This is a genomic window from Janthinobacterium sp. PC23-8, assembly GCF_002250505.1.
In the GTDB taxonomy this organism is placed as follows: Bacteria; Pseudomonadota; Gammaproteobacteria; order Burkholderiales; family Burkholderiaceae_D; genus Janthinobacterium.
The window spans coordinates 3,313,146-3,328,981 of the sequence record NZ_NJGY01000001.1 but is presented as its reverse complement, the minus strand read 5'-3'; the positions used below and the strand labels follow the sequence as shown (position 1 = coordinate 3,328,981).

Annotated in this window: 19 protein-coding genes; 3 read left to right on the top strand and 16 right to left on the bottom strand. The window is 61.1% G+C overall.

Features of this window, described 5'->3' with window-relative positions; all coding sequences use genetic code 11:
• Positions 1 to 10: 10 nt before the first annotated feature.
• The 10 genes from ruvB to tyrS all read right to left on the bottom strand — a co-directional run bounded on the left by ruvB (position 11) and on the right by tyrS (position 8,557).
• The gene (ruvB, locus tag CD932_RS14375; protein ID WP_094443219.1) at positions 11 to 1,066 is read right to left on the bottom strand and encodes a Holliday junction branch migration DNA helicase RuvB; all 1,056 of its coding nucleotides are present in this window, start codon (positions 1,064 to 1,066) and stop codon (positions 11 to 13) included.
• Between the two features lie 12 nt (positions 1,067 to 1,078).
• Positions 1,079 to 1,657, bottom strand: a complete 579-nt coding sequence (ruvA, locus tag CD932_RS14370) for a Holliday junction branch migration protein RuvA (RefSeq protein WP_094443218.1) — start codon at positions 1,655 to 1,657, stop codon at positions 1,079 to 1,081.
• 33 nt (positions 1,658 to 1,690) lie between these two features.
• Entirely contained in the window at positions 1,691 to 2,230 is a 540-nt protein-coding gene (gene ruvC / locus CD932_RS14365; protein ID WP_094443217.1) for a crossover junction endodeoxyribonuclease RuvC, read from the bottom strand.
• 115 nt (positions 2,231 to 2,345) lie between these two features.
• Entirely contained in the window at positions 2,346 to 3,932 is a 1,587-nt protein-coding gene (gene purH / locus CD932_RS14360) for a bifunctional phosphoribosylaminoimidazolecarboxamide formyltransferase/IMP cyclohydrolase (protein WP_094443216.1), read from the bottom strand.
• Between the two features lie 101 nt (positions 3,933 to 4,033).
• Positions 4,034 to 4,267, bottom strand: coding sequence for a helix-turn-helix domain-containing protein (locus CD932_RS14355; protein WP_008445162.1), 234 nt, complete (start codon positions 4,265 to 4,267; stop codon positions 4,034 to 4,036).
• Positions 4,268 to 4,371: 104 nt separating this feature from the next.
• On the bottom strand, positions 4,372 to 5,412 hold the full coding sequence (gene dusB, locus CD932_RS14350) for a tRNA dihydrouridine synthase DusB (RefSeq protein WP_094443215.1): 1,041 nt from the start codon (positions 5,410 to 5,412) through the stop codon (positions 4,372 to 4,374).
• A gap of 117 nt (positions 5,413 to 5,529) precedes the next feature.
• A complete protein-coding gene (locus tag CD932_RS14345; RefSeq protein WP_094443214.1) occupies positions 5,530 to 6,174 on the bottom strand; it encodes a histidine phosphatase family protein in 645 nt (214 codons plus the stop codon).
• Positions 6,171 to 6,833: a YbhB/YbcL family Raf kinase inhibitor-like protein gene (locus CD932_RS14340; protein WP_094443213.1), complete on the bottom strand. Its 663-nt coding sequence runs from the start codon at positions 6,831 to 6,833 to the stop codon at positions 6,171 to 6,173. The genes CD932_RS14345 and CD932_RS14340 overlap by 4 nt, the downstream gene beginning before the upstream one ends.
• Before the next feature lie 9 nt (positions 6,834 to 6,842).
• Positions 6,843 to 7,295: a D-aminoacyl-tRNA deacylase gene (gene dtd / locus CD932_RS14335; protein ID WP_094443212.1), complete on the bottom strand. Its 453-nt coding sequence runs from the start codon at positions 7,293 to 7,295 to the stop codon at positions 6,843 to 6,845.
• The gene (gene tyrS, locus CD932_RS14330) at positions 7,292 to 8,557 is read right to left on the bottom strand and encodes a tyrosine--tRNA ligase (protein ID WP_094443211.1); all 1,266 of its coding nucleotides are present in this window, start codon (positions 8,555 to 8,557) and stop codon (positions 7,292 to 7,294) included. The genes dtd and tyrS overlap by 4 nt, the downstream gene beginning before the upstream one ends.
• Positions 8,558 to 8,711: 154 nt before the next feature.
• Between tyrS and CD932_RS14325 the strand changes: the two genes are divergently transcribed.
• Positions 8,712 to 10,079: a M23 family metallopeptidase gene (locus CD932_RS14325; RefSeq protein ID WP_094443210.1), complete on the top strand. Its 1,368-nt coding sequence runs from the start codon at positions 8,712 to 8,714 to the stop codon at positions 10,077 to 10,079.
• A 91-nt stretch (positions 10,080 to 10,170) separates the two neighbouring features.
• Complete coding sequence (locus tag CD932_RS14320; protein ID WP_094443209.1) at positions 10,171 to 11,262, top strand: anhydro-N-acetylmuramic acid kinase; 1,092 nt, start codon at positions 10,171 to 10,173, stop codon at positions 11,260 to 11,262.
• A 75-nt stretch (positions 11,263 to 11,337) separates the two neighbouring features.
• On the opposite strand, the gene erpA is transcribed toward CD932_RS14320, so the two are convergent.
• The 4 genes from erpA to rplM form a co-directional block, all read right to left on the bottom strand.
• Entirely contained in the window at positions 11,338 to 11,700 is a 363-nt protein-coding gene (gene erpA / locus CD932_RS14315; protein WP_065308248.1) for an iron-sulfur cluster insertion protein ErpA, read from the bottom strand.
• A gap of 124 nt (positions 11,701 to 11,824) precedes the next feature.
• Entirely contained in the window at positions 11,825 to 12,862 is a 1,038-nt protein-coding gene (gene argC, locus CD932_RS14310) for an N-acetyl-gamma-glutamyl-phosphate reductase (RefSeq protein WP_094443208.1), read from the bottom strand.
• 169 nt (positions 12,863 to 13,031) lie between these two features.
• A complete protein-coding gene (gene rpsI, locus CD932_RS14305; protein WP_010393285.1) occupies positions 13,032 to 13,424 on the bottom strand; it encodes a 30S ribosomal protein S9 in 393 nt (130 codons plus the stop codon).
• A gap of 9 nt (positions 13,425 to 13,433) precedes the next feature.
• On the bottom strand, positions 13,434 to 13,862 hold the full coding sequence (rplM, locus tag CD932_RS14300) for a 50S ribosomal protein L13 (RefSeq protein ID WP_010393282.1): 429 nt from the start codon (positions 13,860 to 13,862) through the stop codon (positions 13,434 to 13,436).
• A gap of 238 nt (positions 13,863 to 14,100) precedes the next feature.
• On the opposite strand from rplM, the gene CD932_RS14295 reads away from it, so the two are divergent.
• Positions 14,101 to 14,523 carry an OsmC family protein gene (locus CD932_RS14295; RefSeq protein ID WP_094443207.1) on the top strand — a complete coding sequence of 141 codons (423 nt, stop codon included), beginning with the start codon at positions 14,101 to 14,103 and terminating at the stop codon, positions 14,521 to 14,523.
• A gap of 1 nt (position 14,524) precedes the next feature.
• Here CD932_RS14295 and coq7 read toward each other — a convergent pair whose 3' ends face one another.
• On the bottom strand, positions 14,525 to 15,169 hold the full coding sequence (gene coq7 / locus CD932_RS14290) for a 2-polyprenyl-3-methyl-6-methoxy-1,4-benzoquinone monooxygenase (RefSeq protein WP_094443206.1): 645 nt from the start codon (positions 15,167 to 15,169) through the stop codon (positions 14,525 to 14,527).
• An 87-nt stretch (positions 15,170 to 15,256) separates the two neighbouring features.
• Positions 15,257 to 15,697, bottom strand: a complete 441-nt coding sequence (locus CD932_RS14285) for a hypothetical protein (RefSeq protein WP_094443205.1) — start codon at positions 15,695 to 15,697, stop codon at positions 15,257 to 15,259.
• Between the last annotated feature and the right edge of the window lie 139 nt (positions 15,698 to 15,836).

Here is a 15,836-nt window from a genome sequence, read left to right as displayed (position 1 = left end):
GGCACGGTGCTCACAAGGTCCACGCTTCACCGCTGGGACTGATGCGCGGCGCGCTGACGCCAAAGTGCAGATAGGCGGCCGGCGTGGCGACCCGGCCGCGCGGCGTGCGCTGCAAGAAGCCCTGCTGGATCAGATACGGTTCGAGCACGTCTTCGATGGTGTCGGCCGCTTCGCCGATGGCCGCCGCCAGATTGCCGATACCGACCGGGCCGCCGCCAAACTTGAACAGCACCGCTTCGAGCAACTTGCGGTCCATCACGTCAAAGCCGACCGAGTCGACGTCCAACATGGCCAGCGCGCGGTCGGCCACCACCTTGGTGATCTCGCCGTTGCTTTTCACTTCGGCAAAATCGCGCACGCGGCGCAGCAGGCGGTTGGCGATGCGGGGCGTGCCGCGCGCGCGCTGGGCGATTTCAATCGCGCCGTCCGGGTCGATCGGCACCTTGAGCAAGGCCGCGCTGCGCGTGACGATCTTGGTCAGCTCGTTTGTATTGTAGAACTCCAGGCGCGCGACGATGCCGAAGCGGTCGCGCAGCGGATTGGTCAGCATGCCGGCGCGGGTGGTGGCGCCGACCAGGGTAAACGGTTGCAGGTCAAGTTTGACGGAGCGGGCGGCCGGGCCTTCGCCGATCATGATATCGATCTGGTAGTCTTCCAGCGCCGGATACAGAATCTCTTCGACCACCGGCGAGAGGCGGTGGATCTCGTCGATGAACAGCACATCGTTCGCTTCGAGGTTGGTCAGGATCGCCGCCAGGTCGCCCGGGCGTTCCAGCACCGGGCCCGAAGTCTGGCGCAGGTTGACGCCCATTTCGCGCGCGATAATATGCGCCAGCGTGGTCTTGCCCAGGCCCGGCGGGCCGAACAGCAAGGTATGGTCGAGCGCTTCCTTGCGCTGGCGCGCGGCAGTGATGAAAATTTCCAGCTGGTCGCGGATCTTTTCCTGGCCCACGTATTCATCTAACTGCTTGGGCCGCAAGGCGCGTTCGATCGCCTCTTCATTGTGCGAGATCGGCGCCGCATCGATGATGCGCTGTTCCGTGAAGATGTCAGTCTGGATGCTCATGCCGGGTTCCCGTTAGCCTTTCGACAGCGCCTTGAGCGCCAGTTTGATGCCGTCCGATACGCCGCTGCCGGCCGGCACGTTTTTGACGGCCGCCATCGCTTCCTTGTCCGAGTAGCCCAGCGCCACCAGCGCGTTGAGAATATCGGACTGCGCGTCCGGCGCGGCGTGTGCGCCCAGCGGGCCGAGATCCGCGCCGATCTTGCCTTTCAGTTCCAGCAACAGGCGCTCGGCCGTCTTCTTGCCGATGCCGGGCACTTTCACCAGGCGGCCCGAGTCCTGCAAGGTGATCGCTTGCGCCAGGTCGGCGATCGTCATGCCGGAAAGAATCGACAAGGCCATGCGCGCACCGACGCCGGTGATCTTGATCAGCTGGCGAAACACGGCACGCTCGGCAGCGTTGCCAAAGCCAAACAGCAGGTGCGCGTCTTCGCGGATGGCCTGGTGCGTGAACAGTACGACTTTTTCGCCAACCTGGGGCAGATTGTAAAACGTGCTCATCGGCACGTCGACTTCATAGCCGACGCCCTGGCAATCGACCAGCAATTGTGGCGGATTTTTTTCAAGCAAAATACCGGAGAGACGGCCTATCATCGCGTGTTCCTAATATGAGTGTGAGGGTGGTGGCTAGCCGACCAGGCGGCCACGCTTCATGCGCAAGCCCTGCAGTTGTGGCGCCAGCGCTTTGACCATGGCCAGCGCATCGACGCTGTTGGCATGGCAGATCGCCACACCCAGCGCGTCGGCCGCGTCGCTGCCGGGCAAGCCGGGCAGGCACAGCAGGCGCGCCACCATTTCCTGCACCTGCTCCTTGGCCGCCTTGCCATGGCCGGTGACGGCTTGCTTGAGTTGCAGCGCCGTATATTCGGCCACCTCCAGGTCGGCATGGACGAGCGCGCAAATGGCCGCGCCACGCGCCTGGCCCAGCAGCAAGGTCGATTGCGGATTGACGTTGACAAAGACTTTTTCGATGGCCGCGCAGTCGGGCCGGTAGGTGGCGATAATTTCCGTCACGCCCTGCAGGATAATCTTCAGGCGCGGCGGCAAAGCCCCATCCGAGGCGGTCTTGACGGTGCCCGAAGCAATATAGCGCAGCTTGCTGCCGTGTTTTTCAATGACCCCAAAGCCGGTGGTGCGCAAGCCAGGATCGATGCCAAGAATAATCATCGCCAGATTCTATAATGAATACGGCAGGCCCAGTGAAACCGGAGCCTGCCGTTTAAATATTCGACCGCCACGGGCGGTAGGTCGGATTAGCGGAACGCGTAATCCGACATGCGTATCAATGACGGAAATGACGGGTTCCGGTGTACAGCATCACAACGCCACGCTCATCGGCCGCATCGATCACTTCCTGGTCGCGCATCGAGCCGCCCGGATGAATCACGCAGGTCGCGCCGGCGTCGACCACCACGTCGAGGCCGTCGCGGAACGGGAAGAAGGCGTCCGACGCCACGACCGAGCCGGTCAGCGACAGGCCGGCGTTCTGCGCCTTGATCGAAGCGATGCGGGCCGAGTCGATACGGCTCATCTGGCCTGCGCCCACGCCCAGGGTCATGTTATTGCCGCAGAAGACGATGGCGTTCGATTTGACGAATTTTGCCACTTTCCAGGCGAACATCAGGTCGGCCAACTGCTGTGGCGTCGGTTTGAGCTTGCTGACCACGCGCAGGTCGGCCATGGCGACGTTTTTCGCGTCCGGCGACTGCACCAGCAAACCGCCACCGACGCGTTTGAAGTCCATCGCGTTGACGCCCGTGCCCAGTGGAATTTCCAGCATGCGCACGTTCTGCTTGCTCGACAGGATCTGTTTCGCTTCTGCGGAGAAGGACGGGGCGATCAGCACTTCGACGAACAGCTTGGCGATTTCGCCGGCGGTGGCCCCGTCGAGTTCCGTATTGAAGGCAATGATGCCGCCAAAGGCCGAGGTCGGGTCGGTCTGCAGCGCGCGCGCATAGGCTTCGGCCGCGTTCGCGCCCAGGGCCACGCCGCAGGGATTGGCGTGTTTCACGATCACGCAGGCAGCGCTTTGCTCGAAGCCAACCAGGCTTTTCACGCATTCCCAGGCCGCATCGGCGTCGGCGATATTGTTGTACGACAGTTCCTTGCCCTGCAGCTGGCGATAGTTGGCCAGCGCACCATCAGCGACGACCAGGTCGCGGTAGAAGGCGGCGCTCTGGTGCGGGTTTTCGCCGTAGCGCATGTCCTGCACTTTTTCAAACGCCACGTTCAGGGTTTGCGGATAGGCGCCGCGCTCGGCGTGCACTTTCGTCGGGCCGAGGCTGGTCAGGTAGTTGGTGATGGCGCCGTCGTATTGCGCCGTGTGCGCAAAGACTTTTTTGGCCAGCATGAAACGGGTGTCGTAGCTTACTTCGCCGGCCTTGCCGTCAGCCGAGCGCATTTCGGCCAGTACCACCTCGTAATCGCTCGGATCGCACAGGACGATCACGTCCTTGTGGTTCTTGGCCGCCGAACGCAGCATGGTCGGGCCGCCGATGTCGATGTTCTCGATCGCGTCTTCCAGGGTGCAGTCGGCCTTGGCAACGGTGCCCTGGAACGGGTACAGATTGACCACCACCATGTCGATGGTCGGCATGTCGTGTTCCACCAGCTTGGCCATGTGCTCGGGGAAATCGCGGCGCGCCAGGATACCGCCGTGTACTTTCGGGTGCAAGGTCTTCACGCGGCCATCGAGCATCTCGGGGAAGCCCGTGTAGTCGGCCACTTCCGTGACGGGTACACCGTTATCGGACAGCAATTTGGCGGTGCCGCCGGTCGACAGCAGGTTGACGCCGAGCGCAGACAGGGCGCGCGCGAATTCTAGGACACCGGTCTTGTCGGAAACGGAAAGGAGGGCTTGTTTGATCATGGCTGTGGCTAGGTGGTTAAGTGTTCTTGGCGAACGCCGCCGCCCGGGGTTGATACCGGGCTGCGACGGATTCAAATCTTGGCGTCACTTGCAAGCCGGCATTACAGCAGACCGTGCTCCTGCAACTTCTTGCGCAAGGTATTGCGGTTGATGCCCAGCATTTGCGCGGCATGCGACTGGTTGCCATCGGCGCGTGTCATCACGACTTCCAGGATGGGTTTTTCGACGGTCAACACGACCATGTCATAGATATTCGACGCTTGCTGCTCGCCCAGGTCATTGAAATAATCTTCCAGACTTTTCTGAACGACTTCCTGTATGCTTTCTTTGCTCATTTTTATGCTTCAACCGGCTAATTGATTTATCAAGGCGCTCTCAGGCAGGCATGACTGTCGCGCAAACGCGTGAGTCAGGCGCACACCGAGTCCGCCCTTGTTCTTTATACTGCTGCGGCCATTTCGGTCAAACCGCTGTCGCTGTCTTCGGGGAGGCGGTATTGTAACCGTTCACCAAACTTCCATTGCGACTCAAAAAATTGATCGACGGCCAGCAATTGCGCGTCCGTCGATTCCAGCAGGTTCATTTGCTGGCGGAATTGCTCGCCACCTTCCAGGTCTTTCACGTACCAGCCGATATGCTTGCGCGCCGTGCGCACACCGAGGAATTCACCATAAAACGCGTAATGGGCGCGCAGATGCTCGTCCATCAGGCTGCGCACTTCGTCCACATACGGCGCCGGCAACAAGGTGCCGGTGCGCAAAAAATGGTCGATCTCGCGGCAGATCCACGGCCGGCCCTGCGCCGCGCGGCCGATCATGACGGCGTCCGCCCCCGTCTGGTCCAGTACATAACGCGCCTTTTGCGGGCTGGTGATGTCGCCATTGGCGACCACGGGAATAGCCACCGACGCTTTCACGGCGGCAATCGTTTCGTACTCGGCGTCGCCCTTGTAGCCATCGGCGCGCGTGCGGCCGTGCAAGGTCAGCATCTGGATGCCGGCCTGCTCGGCGATGCGGGCGATACGCAAGGCGTTCCTGTTTTCGCGGTTCCAGCCCGTGCGAAATTTCAATGTCACGGGCACGTCGACGGCGTTCACCACCGCATGCAGGATTTTTTCAACCAGGCTTTCGTTTTGCAGCAGGGCCGAACCGCACCAGCTGTTGCAGACCTTTTTCACCGGACAACCCATATTGATGTCGATGATCTGCGCGCCCCGGTCAACATTGAATCTGGCGCAATCGGCCAGGTCCTGCGGATCGGCGCCAGCGATCTGCACCGCTTTCGGCTCCATTTCGCCGTCATGGTCGGTACGGCGCGCACTTTTTTCGGTCGCCCACAATCGCGGATTCGAGGCCGCCATTTCCGACACGGCATAGCCGGCGCCCAACTGCTTGCACAACTGGCGAAATGGCCGGTCCGTCACGCCAGCCATGGGAGCGACGAAAACGTTGTTGCGCAGAATGTGAGGGCCGATTTGCACTGAAGAACCTGAAATGGACGGAGGAACCTGCTATTTTAACCGATTCCCTGCCTAATTAATAAGCACTATTTTTTATCGTTCAGTGCGCCAGGTCACTGGCGGCGGCGAAGATTGCAATTAGCCCAGCTCGTCCATGGCGGGCGCCGCCAGATGTTCGATATTTCCCCAATGCAATAAATGCAACTTACCGTCCGTATAAGAGAAGCGGTTGACGCTGGCATTGCTGATCGGAAAATCGCGCGGCCTGTCGAGCCTCATGCCGACCGCCGCGCGGTAGGCGCACTCGAGCACGCCGCCATGGGCGACGATGGCGATCGCCTGGCCGTCGTAGTGTGCGGCCCAGCGGGCAATGGCCGCATTGGCGCGCGCATAAAATTGGCGAAAGCTCTCGGCTTCGCGCTCGCCCGATGGCATCACGGCGTCGATCTGCCGCGATTGCCACTGCGCATAGTCGTGCGGATACCGCGCCGCGATATCGGCATACAGCAAGCCTTCAAAGGCGCCGTAGCAGCGCTCGCGCAGCAGCGCATCCGTTTGCACCGGCAAGGCATGCAAATCGGCCACCGCCTGCGCCGTCTGTTGCGCGCGCCGCAGGTCGCTCGACAGGATCGCCGCCAGCGGTTCGCCGGCCAGCGCCTGGCCCAGGGCGGCGGCTTGCTGCATGCCAGTGTCGCTCAAGGGAATGTCGATATGGCCCTGCAGGCGGCGCTCGGCGTTCCACGGCGTCTCGCCATGGCGTATCAATAAAATGGTTGTGCTCATGTTTTCAAGGTAAATGCCAGCCCGGGATGAAGCGAGTAGGCAACGACGAGCCGGGCTTCGTCGAGGATATGGCCGTAGATGGCGTCCAGCGCCTGCCGGCCCGTGAAGCGCCCGGCCAGATCCAGGCGCGGCACGTCGAGCGCGTACAGGTGAAACAGATAATGGTGCAGCCGCTCGTCGTTCCACGGCGGACACGGGCCATCATAGCCGTAATAGTCACCCGCCATGTCGGGGTCGCCGGCAAACCAGCTGGTATAGTCATTGAGGCCCTGACGCAACTGCCAGGGTCCGCTGCCATCGAGCCACGGCACGCTGGCGGCCGCCTTGCCGCGCGCCGTCACCGCGCTGGAAAACTGGCCGGCGGCGATGCTGCGCATGGCCAGTGGAATATCGAGCAGGGTCCAGTGAAAAAAATCGCCGCGCGCGCTGGCCAGCGGCAAGCTGTGACCGGCGCGGTTGGCCAGGCTGGCGTCGAGCGGCGCGTCGCCGTCGATGCAGAACAGGGCCAGCGACTCGGTGCCGTTGGGCACCTCGTCCCAGGCCAGATGGGGATTGTGGTTGCCGGCCAGGCGCACATGGCGATCCGGGTCGATCTCGGCAAAGGCATAGCCGGGCGGCAGCACGCCGCCATCGCGAAAAGTGTCACTCCACAATCTCATCGTCGCTCCCTAGTCCGGTTTCGGGTTCACTTGCAGCCAGAACGTGACCGGGCCATCATTGGTCAGCGACACCTGCATGTCGGCACCGAACTGCCCCGTCTGCACCGTGGCATGGCGGCCGCGCGCCTGCGCCACGAAATGGTTGAACAGGCGCAAGCCGTCCTGCGGACTGGCCGCCGGCGTGAACGACGGGCGCGTGCCCGATTTGGTATCGGCCGCCAGCGTGAACTGCGGCACCAGCAGCAAGCCGCCAGCCACATCGGTCACGCTGCGGTTCATCTTGCCGGCCGCGTCGGCAAAGACGCGATAGCCCAGCAGTTTGGTCAGCAAGGCGTCCGCTTCTTTCTCGGTATCGCCGCGCTCGGCGCACACCAGCACCATCAGGCCGCCATCGATGGCGCCGATGGTGCTGCCATCGACGTCGACCCTGGCCTGCGTCACTCTTTGCAGCAGCGCGATCATGCCGTCAAGGTCACGCGTGCAAATTTGCGCTTGCCTACTTGCAGCACGCATGTGCCGGCCTCGACTCTCAAGGCCTTGTCGCTGATCACGGCGCCGTCGATGCGCACGCCACCCTGGTCGATCATGCGGCCCGCTTCCGAGACCGACGGGCACAGCCCCGTTTGCTTGAGCAACTGGGTGATCGCCAGCGGCGCGCCGGCCACGGCCACTTCGGGGATGTCGTCGGGAATGCCGCCCTTCGAGCGGTTGACGAAATCGGCCAGCGCTTCCTCGGCCGCCTGCTGCGAATGAAAGCGGGCGACGATCTCTTGCGCCAGCGCCACCTTGGCGTCGCGCGGATTGCGCCCACCCTCGACTTCGCTCTTCAGTTGCGCCAGTTCGGCGATCGAGCGCCACGACAGCAGCTCGTAGTAACGCCACATCATGACATCGGAAATGCTCATCAGCTTGGCGAACATGGTGTTCGGCGCTTCCGTAATGCCGATATAGTTGTTCTTCGACTTCGACATTTTTTCCACGCCGTCCAAACCTTCCAGCAGCGGCATGGTCAAAATACACTGCTGTTCCTGGCCGTACTGCTTTTGCAGTTCGCGGCCCACCAGCAGGTTGAATTTCTGGTCGGTGCCGCCCAGTTCCAGATCCGACTTCAAGGCCACCGAATCGTAGCCCTGCATCAGCGGGTACAGGAATTCATGCACGGAAATCGGCACGCCGCCCTGGAAACGCTTGGTAAAATCGTCGCGCTCGATCATGCGCGCCACCGTATAGTGGGAGGCGAGCTGGATAATGCCGCGCGCGCCGAGCGGATCGCACCACTCCGAGTTGTAGCGAATTTCGGTTTTGCTGGCATCGAGCACCAAAGATGCTTGCGCGAAATACGTCATCGCGTTAATCTCGATCTGTTCGCGCGTCAAAGGCGGGCGCGTGACGTTGCGGCCCGACGGGTCGCCGATCATGGAAGTGAAATCGCCGATCAGGAAAATGACTTGATGACCGAGGTTTTGCAACTGGCGCATCTTGTTCAGCACTACAGTGTGGCCGAGGTGCAAGTCCGGCGCGGTCGGGTCCAGGCCCAGTTTGATGCGCAGCGGCACACCGCTTTGTTCGGAGCACGCTAATTTTTGCGCAAATTCGCTTTCGATCAAGAGTTCGTCGACGCCACGCTTGGTAATCGCGAGAGCTTCTTGTACGCTGTCCGACAGCACGAGCGGCGTCTGAGCTGGGTTAGCCTTGGCAGGCGATGCGGTGGTGTTAATTTCCATAAATTTTTGCCGTCGATCTCGAAATGGTAGTAGGTTTGCAGAGTTTGGTATAATGCCCGATCCCATCAATCTTGCCGCATGAAAACGAACCAAAATAACAATAAAAAAGAGTAGCAGTTCACGAATCGTTCAAGGGCAAATTTTAACTGATTGCATGAACCCTATACATAAAATCACAAGCTCGCGCTTGTACATCCAACTGGCGAGCACTCGCAAAGCCCGCATCGTCGGCGCATCGGCGGTGCTGCTGACCGTGGTCGCCTTTGGCGCTGTGGCGGTCTCGCCGATGGCGCCCGATGCGTCGGACCTGCCGGTCCGTTCGATCGACGAAAATCTGGAGATGCCTGATCTGTCCTCGCAAATTACCGCGCTCGAACAGGTAGACCAGAACTTCACCCACGAAGAAAAAGTCCGTCCTGGCGATACGCTGTCCGCCATGCTGACCCGTCTTGGCGTCGATGATGCCGCTGCCGCCAACTTCATCAAATCCGACAAGGTCGCGCGCCGCGTAATGATGCTGAAAACGGGCAAGCGCGTGCAGGCGCAAACGACCGAAAACGGCGAACTGAACTGGTTGCGTGCCACCCTCGTCGATAGTGACGACAAATCGGCCCGCAATATCCTGATCACCCGCAAGGGCGACAAGTTCGTTGCCACGGAAGTGGCCGCGCAACTGGAACGCCGCGTTGAAATGCACGCGCGCAAGATCACCTCGACCCTGTTTGCCGCCACCGATTCCAGCCTGGACGGCACCCGCCTGCCGGACGTGATCTCCAGGCAGATCGTCGAAATGTTCTCGACCAATATCGACTTCCGCTCCGACGTCAAGCGCGGCGACTCGTTCAACGTGGTCTATGAAACGTTCTGGCAAGACGGCGAATTTGTCCGAGCGGGACGCATCCTGGCCGGTGAATTCACCAATCGCGGCAAGACGTTCCAGTCCGTATGGTTCGAAGACCCGGCCAGCAAGCAAGGCGGCGGTTATTACAGCTTCGACGGCAAGTCCCTCAAAAAAGCCTTCCTCAAATCCCCACTCGAATTCTCCCGCGTCTCGTCCGGCTTCTCCATGCGCGTGCACCCGATCTCGGGTAACTGGAAACAGCATAAAGGCATCGATTTCGCCGCCGCCACCGGCACGCCGATCCGCGCCTCGGGCGATGGCGTAGTCGATGCGGTCGGCATGCAGAACGGCTACGGCAACGTGGTGGTCCTGAAGCACTGGGCCAACTACAGCACCGCCTACGCCCATATGAGCCGCTTCGCTTCGGGCCTGAAAAAAGGTCAAAAAGTCAGCCAGGGCGATGTCATCGGTTACGTCGGCACCACCGGCTGGTCGACCGGCGCCCACCTGCACTACGAATTCCGCGTCGGCGGCGTGGCGCAAGACCCTAGCAAGCTGAACGTGCAAGCCCAGGCGCCGCTGACCGCCGCCGAGCTGTCGCGCTTCCGCATGGTGTCGGCCGACATGATGCACCGCTTCACGCTGCTGCGCCCTGCCGACACGGCGCTCGCTTCGCGCTAACGGCTGAACGCTGCGCGCCCTGCGGGGACAACAAAAGGCACCGCCCATCCCGATGGCCGGTGCTTTTTTTTATCAAAGACAAGGAAACAGCATGTTGTATATCGGTCTGATGTCCGGCACCAGCCTCGATGGCGTCGATGGCGCCCTGGTCGACTTTTCGCACGATAGCGTGCGCAGCCTGGGCGACGCCTATGTGGCGTTTCCCGCCAGCCTGCGCGATGACCTGATGGCTTTGCAAACGCCCGGCCACAATGAAATCGAGCGCGAGGCGGTCGCTGCCAACGCAGTGGCGCGCCTGTACGCCGGCTGCGTGGAGGCGCTGCTGGCCCAGGCCGGGATCGGCCCGGACGCCGTGGCCGCCATCGGCGCGCATGGCCAGACCATCCGCCACCGCCCCGAACTGGGTTTTACGCGCCAGTTGAACAACCCGGCCCTGCTGGCCGAACTGAGCGGCATCGATGTCATCGCCGACCTGCGCAGCCGCGACGTGGCCGCCGGCGGCCAGGGCGCACCGCTGGTCCCGGCGTTTCACCAGGCGCTGTTCAATGCGCCGGGCCAGACACGCGTGGTGGCCAATATCGGCGGCATCGGCAATATCAGCGTGCTGCGGGCCGACGGCGGCGTCACGGGCTACGATACGGGACCGGGCAATGCCCTGATGGATGGCTGGAGCTTGCGCCACCAGGGCCTGCCGTATGACGCCGACGGCGCCTGGGCCGCCAGCGGCAAGCTTATCCCCGCCTTGCTGGCGGACCTGCTGAACGAAGCGTATTTCGCGCTGCCGGCGCCAAAAAGCACGGGCCGCGACCTGTTCCATGCCGACTGGCTGGCCGGCAAGCTGGCCGCCTATCCCGATGTCTTGCCGGCCGACGTGCAGGCCACCCTGACCGAACTGACAGCGGCCAGCCTGGCGCAAGCCATTTTGCGCGATGGCGCGCAAGCCGATGCGGTATATGTGTGCGGCGGCGGCGCCCATAACGCCACCCTGATGGCGGCGCTGGCCAGGCAGTTGCCGGACGTGGCGGTGGCGTCGACCGAGGCGCTGGGCGTGGCGCCGAACCAGGTCGAGGCGCTGGCGTTTGCCTGGCTGGCCTGGCGTTTTACACAGAGAAAACCGGGCAATTTGCCGGCGGTGACGGGGGCCAAGGGACTACGCGTGCTGGGTGCACTTTACCCGCATTGAGCGCTACTGCAAACGCCAACAGCGGATCCGCAGATCCGCTATTGCCATGCACACCACTATCTCAGGCGTTTGCTGCTAGACCGAGAAAGAGGAACCGCAACCGCAGGTCGACGTTGCCGTTGGATTCTTGATCACGAACTGCGCGCCTTCCAGGTCATCCTTGTAGTCGATTTCCGCGCCGACCAGGTACTGGTAGCTCATGGAATCGATCAACAGCTGGACGCCGTTCTTGACCATGGTGGTGTCATCTTCGTTGACGATTTCGTCGAAGGTGAAGCCATACTGGAAGCCGGAGCAGCCGCCGCCCTGCACGAAGACGCGCAATTTCAGGTCGGGATTGCCCTCTTCCTCGATCAGCTGCGCGACTTTTTCGGCGGCGCTATCGGTAAAGACGATAGGCGATGGAATCACATCTTGCATTTCAGCGACAGCATTCATTTCATACTCCTCAGAAAACATGCATTCATTATAGACTGTTGGCGCAAGTCGCGCTGTGACCGCCCTTTTTCAGCGGTCACGGCGTTGTTATTGCCCACAGCCCAGGAGCCAGGTGCAACGCCGCTTACGGCATCAGCGCGATATGCCGCAGGCCAGCTGTTTCCTGCAGGCCAAACATCAGGTTCATGCACTGCACGGCCTGGCCGGAAGCGCCCTTGACCAGGTTGTCCTGCACCACCAGCACGATCACGGTATTGCCGCCTTCAGGACGGTGCAGCGCCAGGCGCAGCACGTTCGAGCCGCGCGTGGAGCGGGTTTCCGGATGCGAGCCGAACGGCATCACGTCGACGAAAGCCTCGTCTTTGTATTGCTCTTCGAACAAGGCTTGCAACGCTTCATTGCTGATGTCCTTGTTCAGCTGTGCGTACAGGGTCGAATGCATGCCGCGTATCATCGGCACCAGGTGCGGCGTGAAGGTCAGCGCGACTTTTTCTTCCGTGAAGCGTTGCAGCTGGGCCGTGGTTTCCGGCAGGTGGCGGTGGCCGGACACGCCATAGGCCTTGAAGCTGTCGCTGCTTTCCGAGAACAGAATGCCGATTTCCGCCTTGCGGCCGGCGCCCGACACGCCCGACTTGCAATCGGCGATCAGGCTGCCCGCATTGACCAGGCCGGCTTTCAGCAGCGGATAAAAACCCAGCTGCATGGTGGTCGGGTAGCAACCGGGGTTGGCAATCAGCGTGGCATTTTTGATGTCTTCGCGGTTCAGTTCCGGCAAGCCATACACGGCCTGCTCGATCAACTCGGGCGCGGTGTGGGGAATCTTGTACCACTGTTCGAAGCTGGCCTGGTCTTTCAGGCGGAAGTCGGCGGCCAGGTCGATCACTTTCACGCCGGCTGCCAGCAGGGCTGGCGCCTGCGCCATGGCCACGCCGTGCGGGGTGGCAAAAAACACCACGTCGCATTGTTCGAGGTTGGCCTTGTCGGGCGAGGAAAACGCCAGTGTCACATGACCGCGCAGGGAAGGATACATGTCCGCCACCGGCAGGCCGTCTTCCTTGCGCGAAGTGATCGCCGTCAACTCGACGTCCGGATGGGTTGCCAGCAGGCGCAGCAATTCCACGCCAGTGTAGCCAGTGCCGCCGACGATGCCAACTTTGATCATGTTTTTTCCTTGAGTAAATAAATAAGATGAACCAGGGGAGTTGCCGCAAGCCTGCGGCATTTTGCGCGTATTTTACAGCGCAATGGCGCAGTACGCAGAAATGCAAAAAGCCGCCGGCTTGAGGCCAGCGGCTTTTGAGACAGCGCCCGAAAGCGCTGTAGCGTAGAAATTAACGCTTCGAGAATTGCTTTGCGCGACGTGCTTTGCGCAGACCAACTTTTTTACGCTCGACTTCACGTGCATCGCGGGTCACGAAGCCGGCTTTTGCCAGTTCCGGTTTCAACGCTGCATCGTAGTCGATCAGAGCGCGGGTGATGCCGTGACGAACTGCACCAGCCTGGCCCGACTCGCCGCCGCCATGGACGTTGACTTTGATGTCGAAACGCTCGACATTGCCGGTCAGTTCCAGTGGTTGACGGATCACCATCAGACCGGTTTCGCGCGAGAAGTATTCGTTTGCTGGTTTGCCGTTAACAACGATCAAGCCTGTGCCAACTTTGATAAAAACGCGAGCCACTGCACTCTTGCGACGGCCGGTTCCATAATTGTAATTACCGATCATGTCAGTTCCTTAGAGAACAAGTGCTTTAGGTTGCTGAGCTGCGTGCGGATGGGAACCTTCCGCGTACACTTTCAGCTTCTTGATCATTGCGTAGCCGAGTGGGCCTTTAGGCAGCATGCCCTTGACCGCTTTCTCAAGCGCGCGACCTGGAAAACGCTGTTGCATTTTCTGGAAGTTGGTTTCGTAGATGCCGCCTGGATAGCCAGAGTGACGGTAGTAAATTTTCTCGGTAGCTTTGGTACCGGTCACACGCAGTTTGCCTGCGTTGATGACGACGATAAAGTCGCCGGTATCGACGTGAGGAGTAAATTCCGGTTTGTGTTTGCCGCGCAGTCGGAGTGCCACTTCGCTGGCAACACGTCCGAGGACTTTGTCCGTCGCGTCAACCACGAACCAATCGCGCTGGACTTCATGTCCTTTAGCGGAAAATGTTTTCATGTTGACTTCCTAATAGATTACACGCTCAAATGGTGGTTCCGCCTGGTTACTTGCGCGGACTCTGCCTTATTTACTTTTCCTGAGCGAACGGAAAGCCGACAAGTATAAGCGGCTTTGCCGTGCGCGGTCAAGCCGCAATTACAACCGCCATCACGGCCGATTGCGCCCCGGCGGACCAAACATGGACCGGCATTCCTCCATTACAATACAAAACGCCTACAATTTTCGGAGAAGTACGATGGAATGCAAAGTTAGCTGGAATGGCCCGTCGGGCATGAGTTTTCGGGCAGAAACCGGCTCCGGCCACCTGGTGACCATGGATGGCGCCCCGGACGGCGGCGGCCACAACCTGGCGCCGCGGCCGATGGAAATGGTCTTGCTGGGCACCGGCGGCTGCACCGCCTATGACGTGGTGCTGATCCTGAAACGCGGCCGCGAAGCCGTCAGTGGCTGCGAAGTGACGCTCAAGGCCGACCGCGCCGAGCTTGACCCCAAGGTATTTACCAGGATCCACTTCCACTTCACCGTGCGCGGCAAGGCCCTCAAGCCAACCGCCGTGGAACGCGCCGTGGCGCTGTCGCATGACAAATATTGCTCGGCGTCGATCATGCTGGCGAAAACAGCCGAGATCACCCACTCGTTTGAGATTATCGAAGAGTAACTTACAGGTAATAAGCCGTTTTCGTCATCACTTTACCCATGACGCCCATCAGCGCCTTGACCGGCGCCGGCGTATTGATGGCGCCCAGGCGCTGTGCGGCGGCGCCGTGTTCGATTTCGTCGAGCTGCATCTGGCGCACGATGGCGCGCGATTTGGCGTCCTGCGGCGGCAGCTCGCCCAGGTGGCTTTGCAGATGCGCTTCGACCTGTTTTTCCGTTTCCACCACAAACCCCAGGCTCTGGCCGTCGCCCATGCGCGCGGCGATGGTGCCGAGCGCAAACGAGCCGGCGTACCACAGCGGATTCAACAGGCTCAGGCGCGAGCCCAGCTCATGCACGCGCTGCGCCGTCCAGGCCAGATGATCTTCCTCCTCGCGGCCCGCCTCGTCGAACTGGGCGCGGATGGCGGGGCTGTGCGCATGACGCGCCTGCGAGTTGTACAAGGCTTGCGCGCACACTTCACCGACATGATTGACGCGCATCAGCCCGGCGCTGTGGCGCTGCTCGGCCGCGCTCAGGGTGGCGTCGGGCGCCTGCGCGGCCGGCGTCGGGCGCGAGGCCGAGGCCACGCCGGCGATCACGCGCAAGGCCTTGTCGGCGCCGACGATCAAACGATCCAGGGGATTGAAGTAGCGGTGTGCGGTCATCGTCTTGGAACTCATGTCTGGGGTAAAACATGATTATAGGACGATCGCGGCCAGCCGTCGCGGCATGGCCTACAGGCGGACATGGCTTTACTGACTGGCTTGACCTGTGCGCGCTTTTTCCTTTTCGATCCAGTCCACCACGGGGCCAACGGCGTCCAGGCCCGACAGGCTTTTCGCCACCCCCAGGTTCAGCGACACCAGGAAAAACATGCTGTCGATGGGAATGTCGGGACAATGCGTGCCGAAGGCGGCCAGGAAGCGCGGCGACTCGAGCACCCGCAGCACTTTTTCTCCGCTCATGTATTGCAAGACGCTGGCAATGCTGTGGCCGCCACCGAGCGTGTGGTAAATGAAACGGTTGTACTTGGCATCGATCTTCTTGAAGTCGAGCTCTTCCTGCGTCATCAAGCCGGCCAGGTAGTACAGTCCAAGGCTGACGCGAAAGAAGCCGATGGCTTCCGCGCTGGTCATGCCGGCGCGCGCCACGGCCAGCACTTTCTGCTGCATCGCCTCGTCTATGTTTCTCATTGCATTCCCCCTGCGCCGTCAGGCAGCGCCCATCGCGCAGCTTGCATGAAGATGCGGCCTTTTTCAATAGCTGTTCACTATTTCCCTCTTGCAACTTACTTTTTTTACATGCTACGCTGAAGCCCCCACCAGAATGGAT

Excerpts from the sequence above, each read along its gene's own strand:
- rplM (WP_010393282.1), bottom strand. The coding sequence starts at position 13,862 with ATGAAAACATTTTCCGCTAAAGGACATGAAGTCCAGCGCGATTGGTTC.
- CD932_RS14285 (WP_094443205.1), bottom strand. The coding sequence starts at position 15,697 with ATGAGAAACATAGACGAGGCGATGCAGCAGAAAGTGCTGGCCGTGGCG.
- dtd (WP_094443212.1), bottom strand. The coding sequence starts at position 7,295 with ATGATCGCGCTGCTGCAAAGAGTGACGCAGGCCAGGGTCGACGTCGAT.
- rpsI (WP_010393285.1), bottom strand. The coding sequence starts at position 13,424 with ATGATCGGTAATTACAATTATGGAACCGGCCGTCGCAAGAGTGCAGTG.
- ruvC (WP_094443217.1), bottom strand. The coding sequence starts at position 2,230 with ATGATTATTCTTGGCATCGATCCTGGCTTGCGCACCACCGGCTTTGGG.
- CD932_RS14295 (WP_094443207.1), top strand. The coding sequence starts at position 14,101 with ATGGAATGCAAAGTTAGCTGGAATGGCCCGTCGGGCATGAGTTTTCGG.
- tyrS (WP_094443211.1), bottom strand. The coding sequence starts at position 8,557 with ATGGAAATTAACACCACCGCATCGCCTGCCAAGGCTAACCCAGCTCAG.
- CD932_RS14320 (WP_094443209.1), top strand. The coding sequence starts at position 10,171 with ATGTTGTATATCGGTCTGATGTCCGGCACCAGCCTCGATGGCGTCGAT.
- CD932_RS14325 (WP_094443210.1), top strand. The coding sequence starts at position 8,712 with ATGAACCCTATACATAAAATCACAAGCTCGCGCTTGTACATCCAACTG.
- erpA (WP_065308248.1), bottom strand. The coding sequence starts at position 11,700 with ATGAATGCTGTCGCTGAAATGCAAGATGTGATTCCATCGCCTATCGTC.
- ruvB (WP_094443219.1), bottom strand. The coding sequence starts at position 1,066 with ATGAGCATCCAGACTGACATCTTCACGGAACAGCGCATCATCGATGCG.
- CD932_RS14345 (WP_094443214.1), bottom strand. The coding sequence starts at position 6,174 with ATGAGCACAACCATTTTATTGATACGCCATGGCGAGACGCCGTGGAAC.
- CD932_RS14355 (WP_008445162.1), bottom strand. The coding sequence starts at position 4,267 with ATGAGCAAAGAAAGCATACAGGAAGTCGTTCAGAAAAGTCTGGAAGAT.
- CD932_RS14340 (WP_094443213.1), bottom strand. The coding sequence starts at position 6,833 with ATGAGATTGTGGAGTGACACTTTTCGCGATGGCGGCGTGCTGCCGCCC.
- ruvA (WP_094443218.1), bottom strand. The coding sequence starts at position 1,657 with ATGATAGGCCGTCTCTCCGGTATTTTGCTTGAAAAAAATCCGCCACAA.
- coq7 (WP_094443206.1), bottom strand. The coding sequence starts at position 15,169 with ATGACCGCACACCGCTACTTCAATCCCCTGGATCGTTTGATCGTCGGC.
- argC (WP_094443208.1), bottom strand. The coding sequence starts at position 12,862 with ATGATCAAAGTTGGCATCGTCGGCGGCACTGGCTACACTGGCGTGGAA.
- purH (WP_094443216.1), bottom strand. The coding sequence starts at position 3,932 with ATGATCAAACAAGCCCTCCTTTCCGTTTCCGACAAGACCGGTGTCCTA.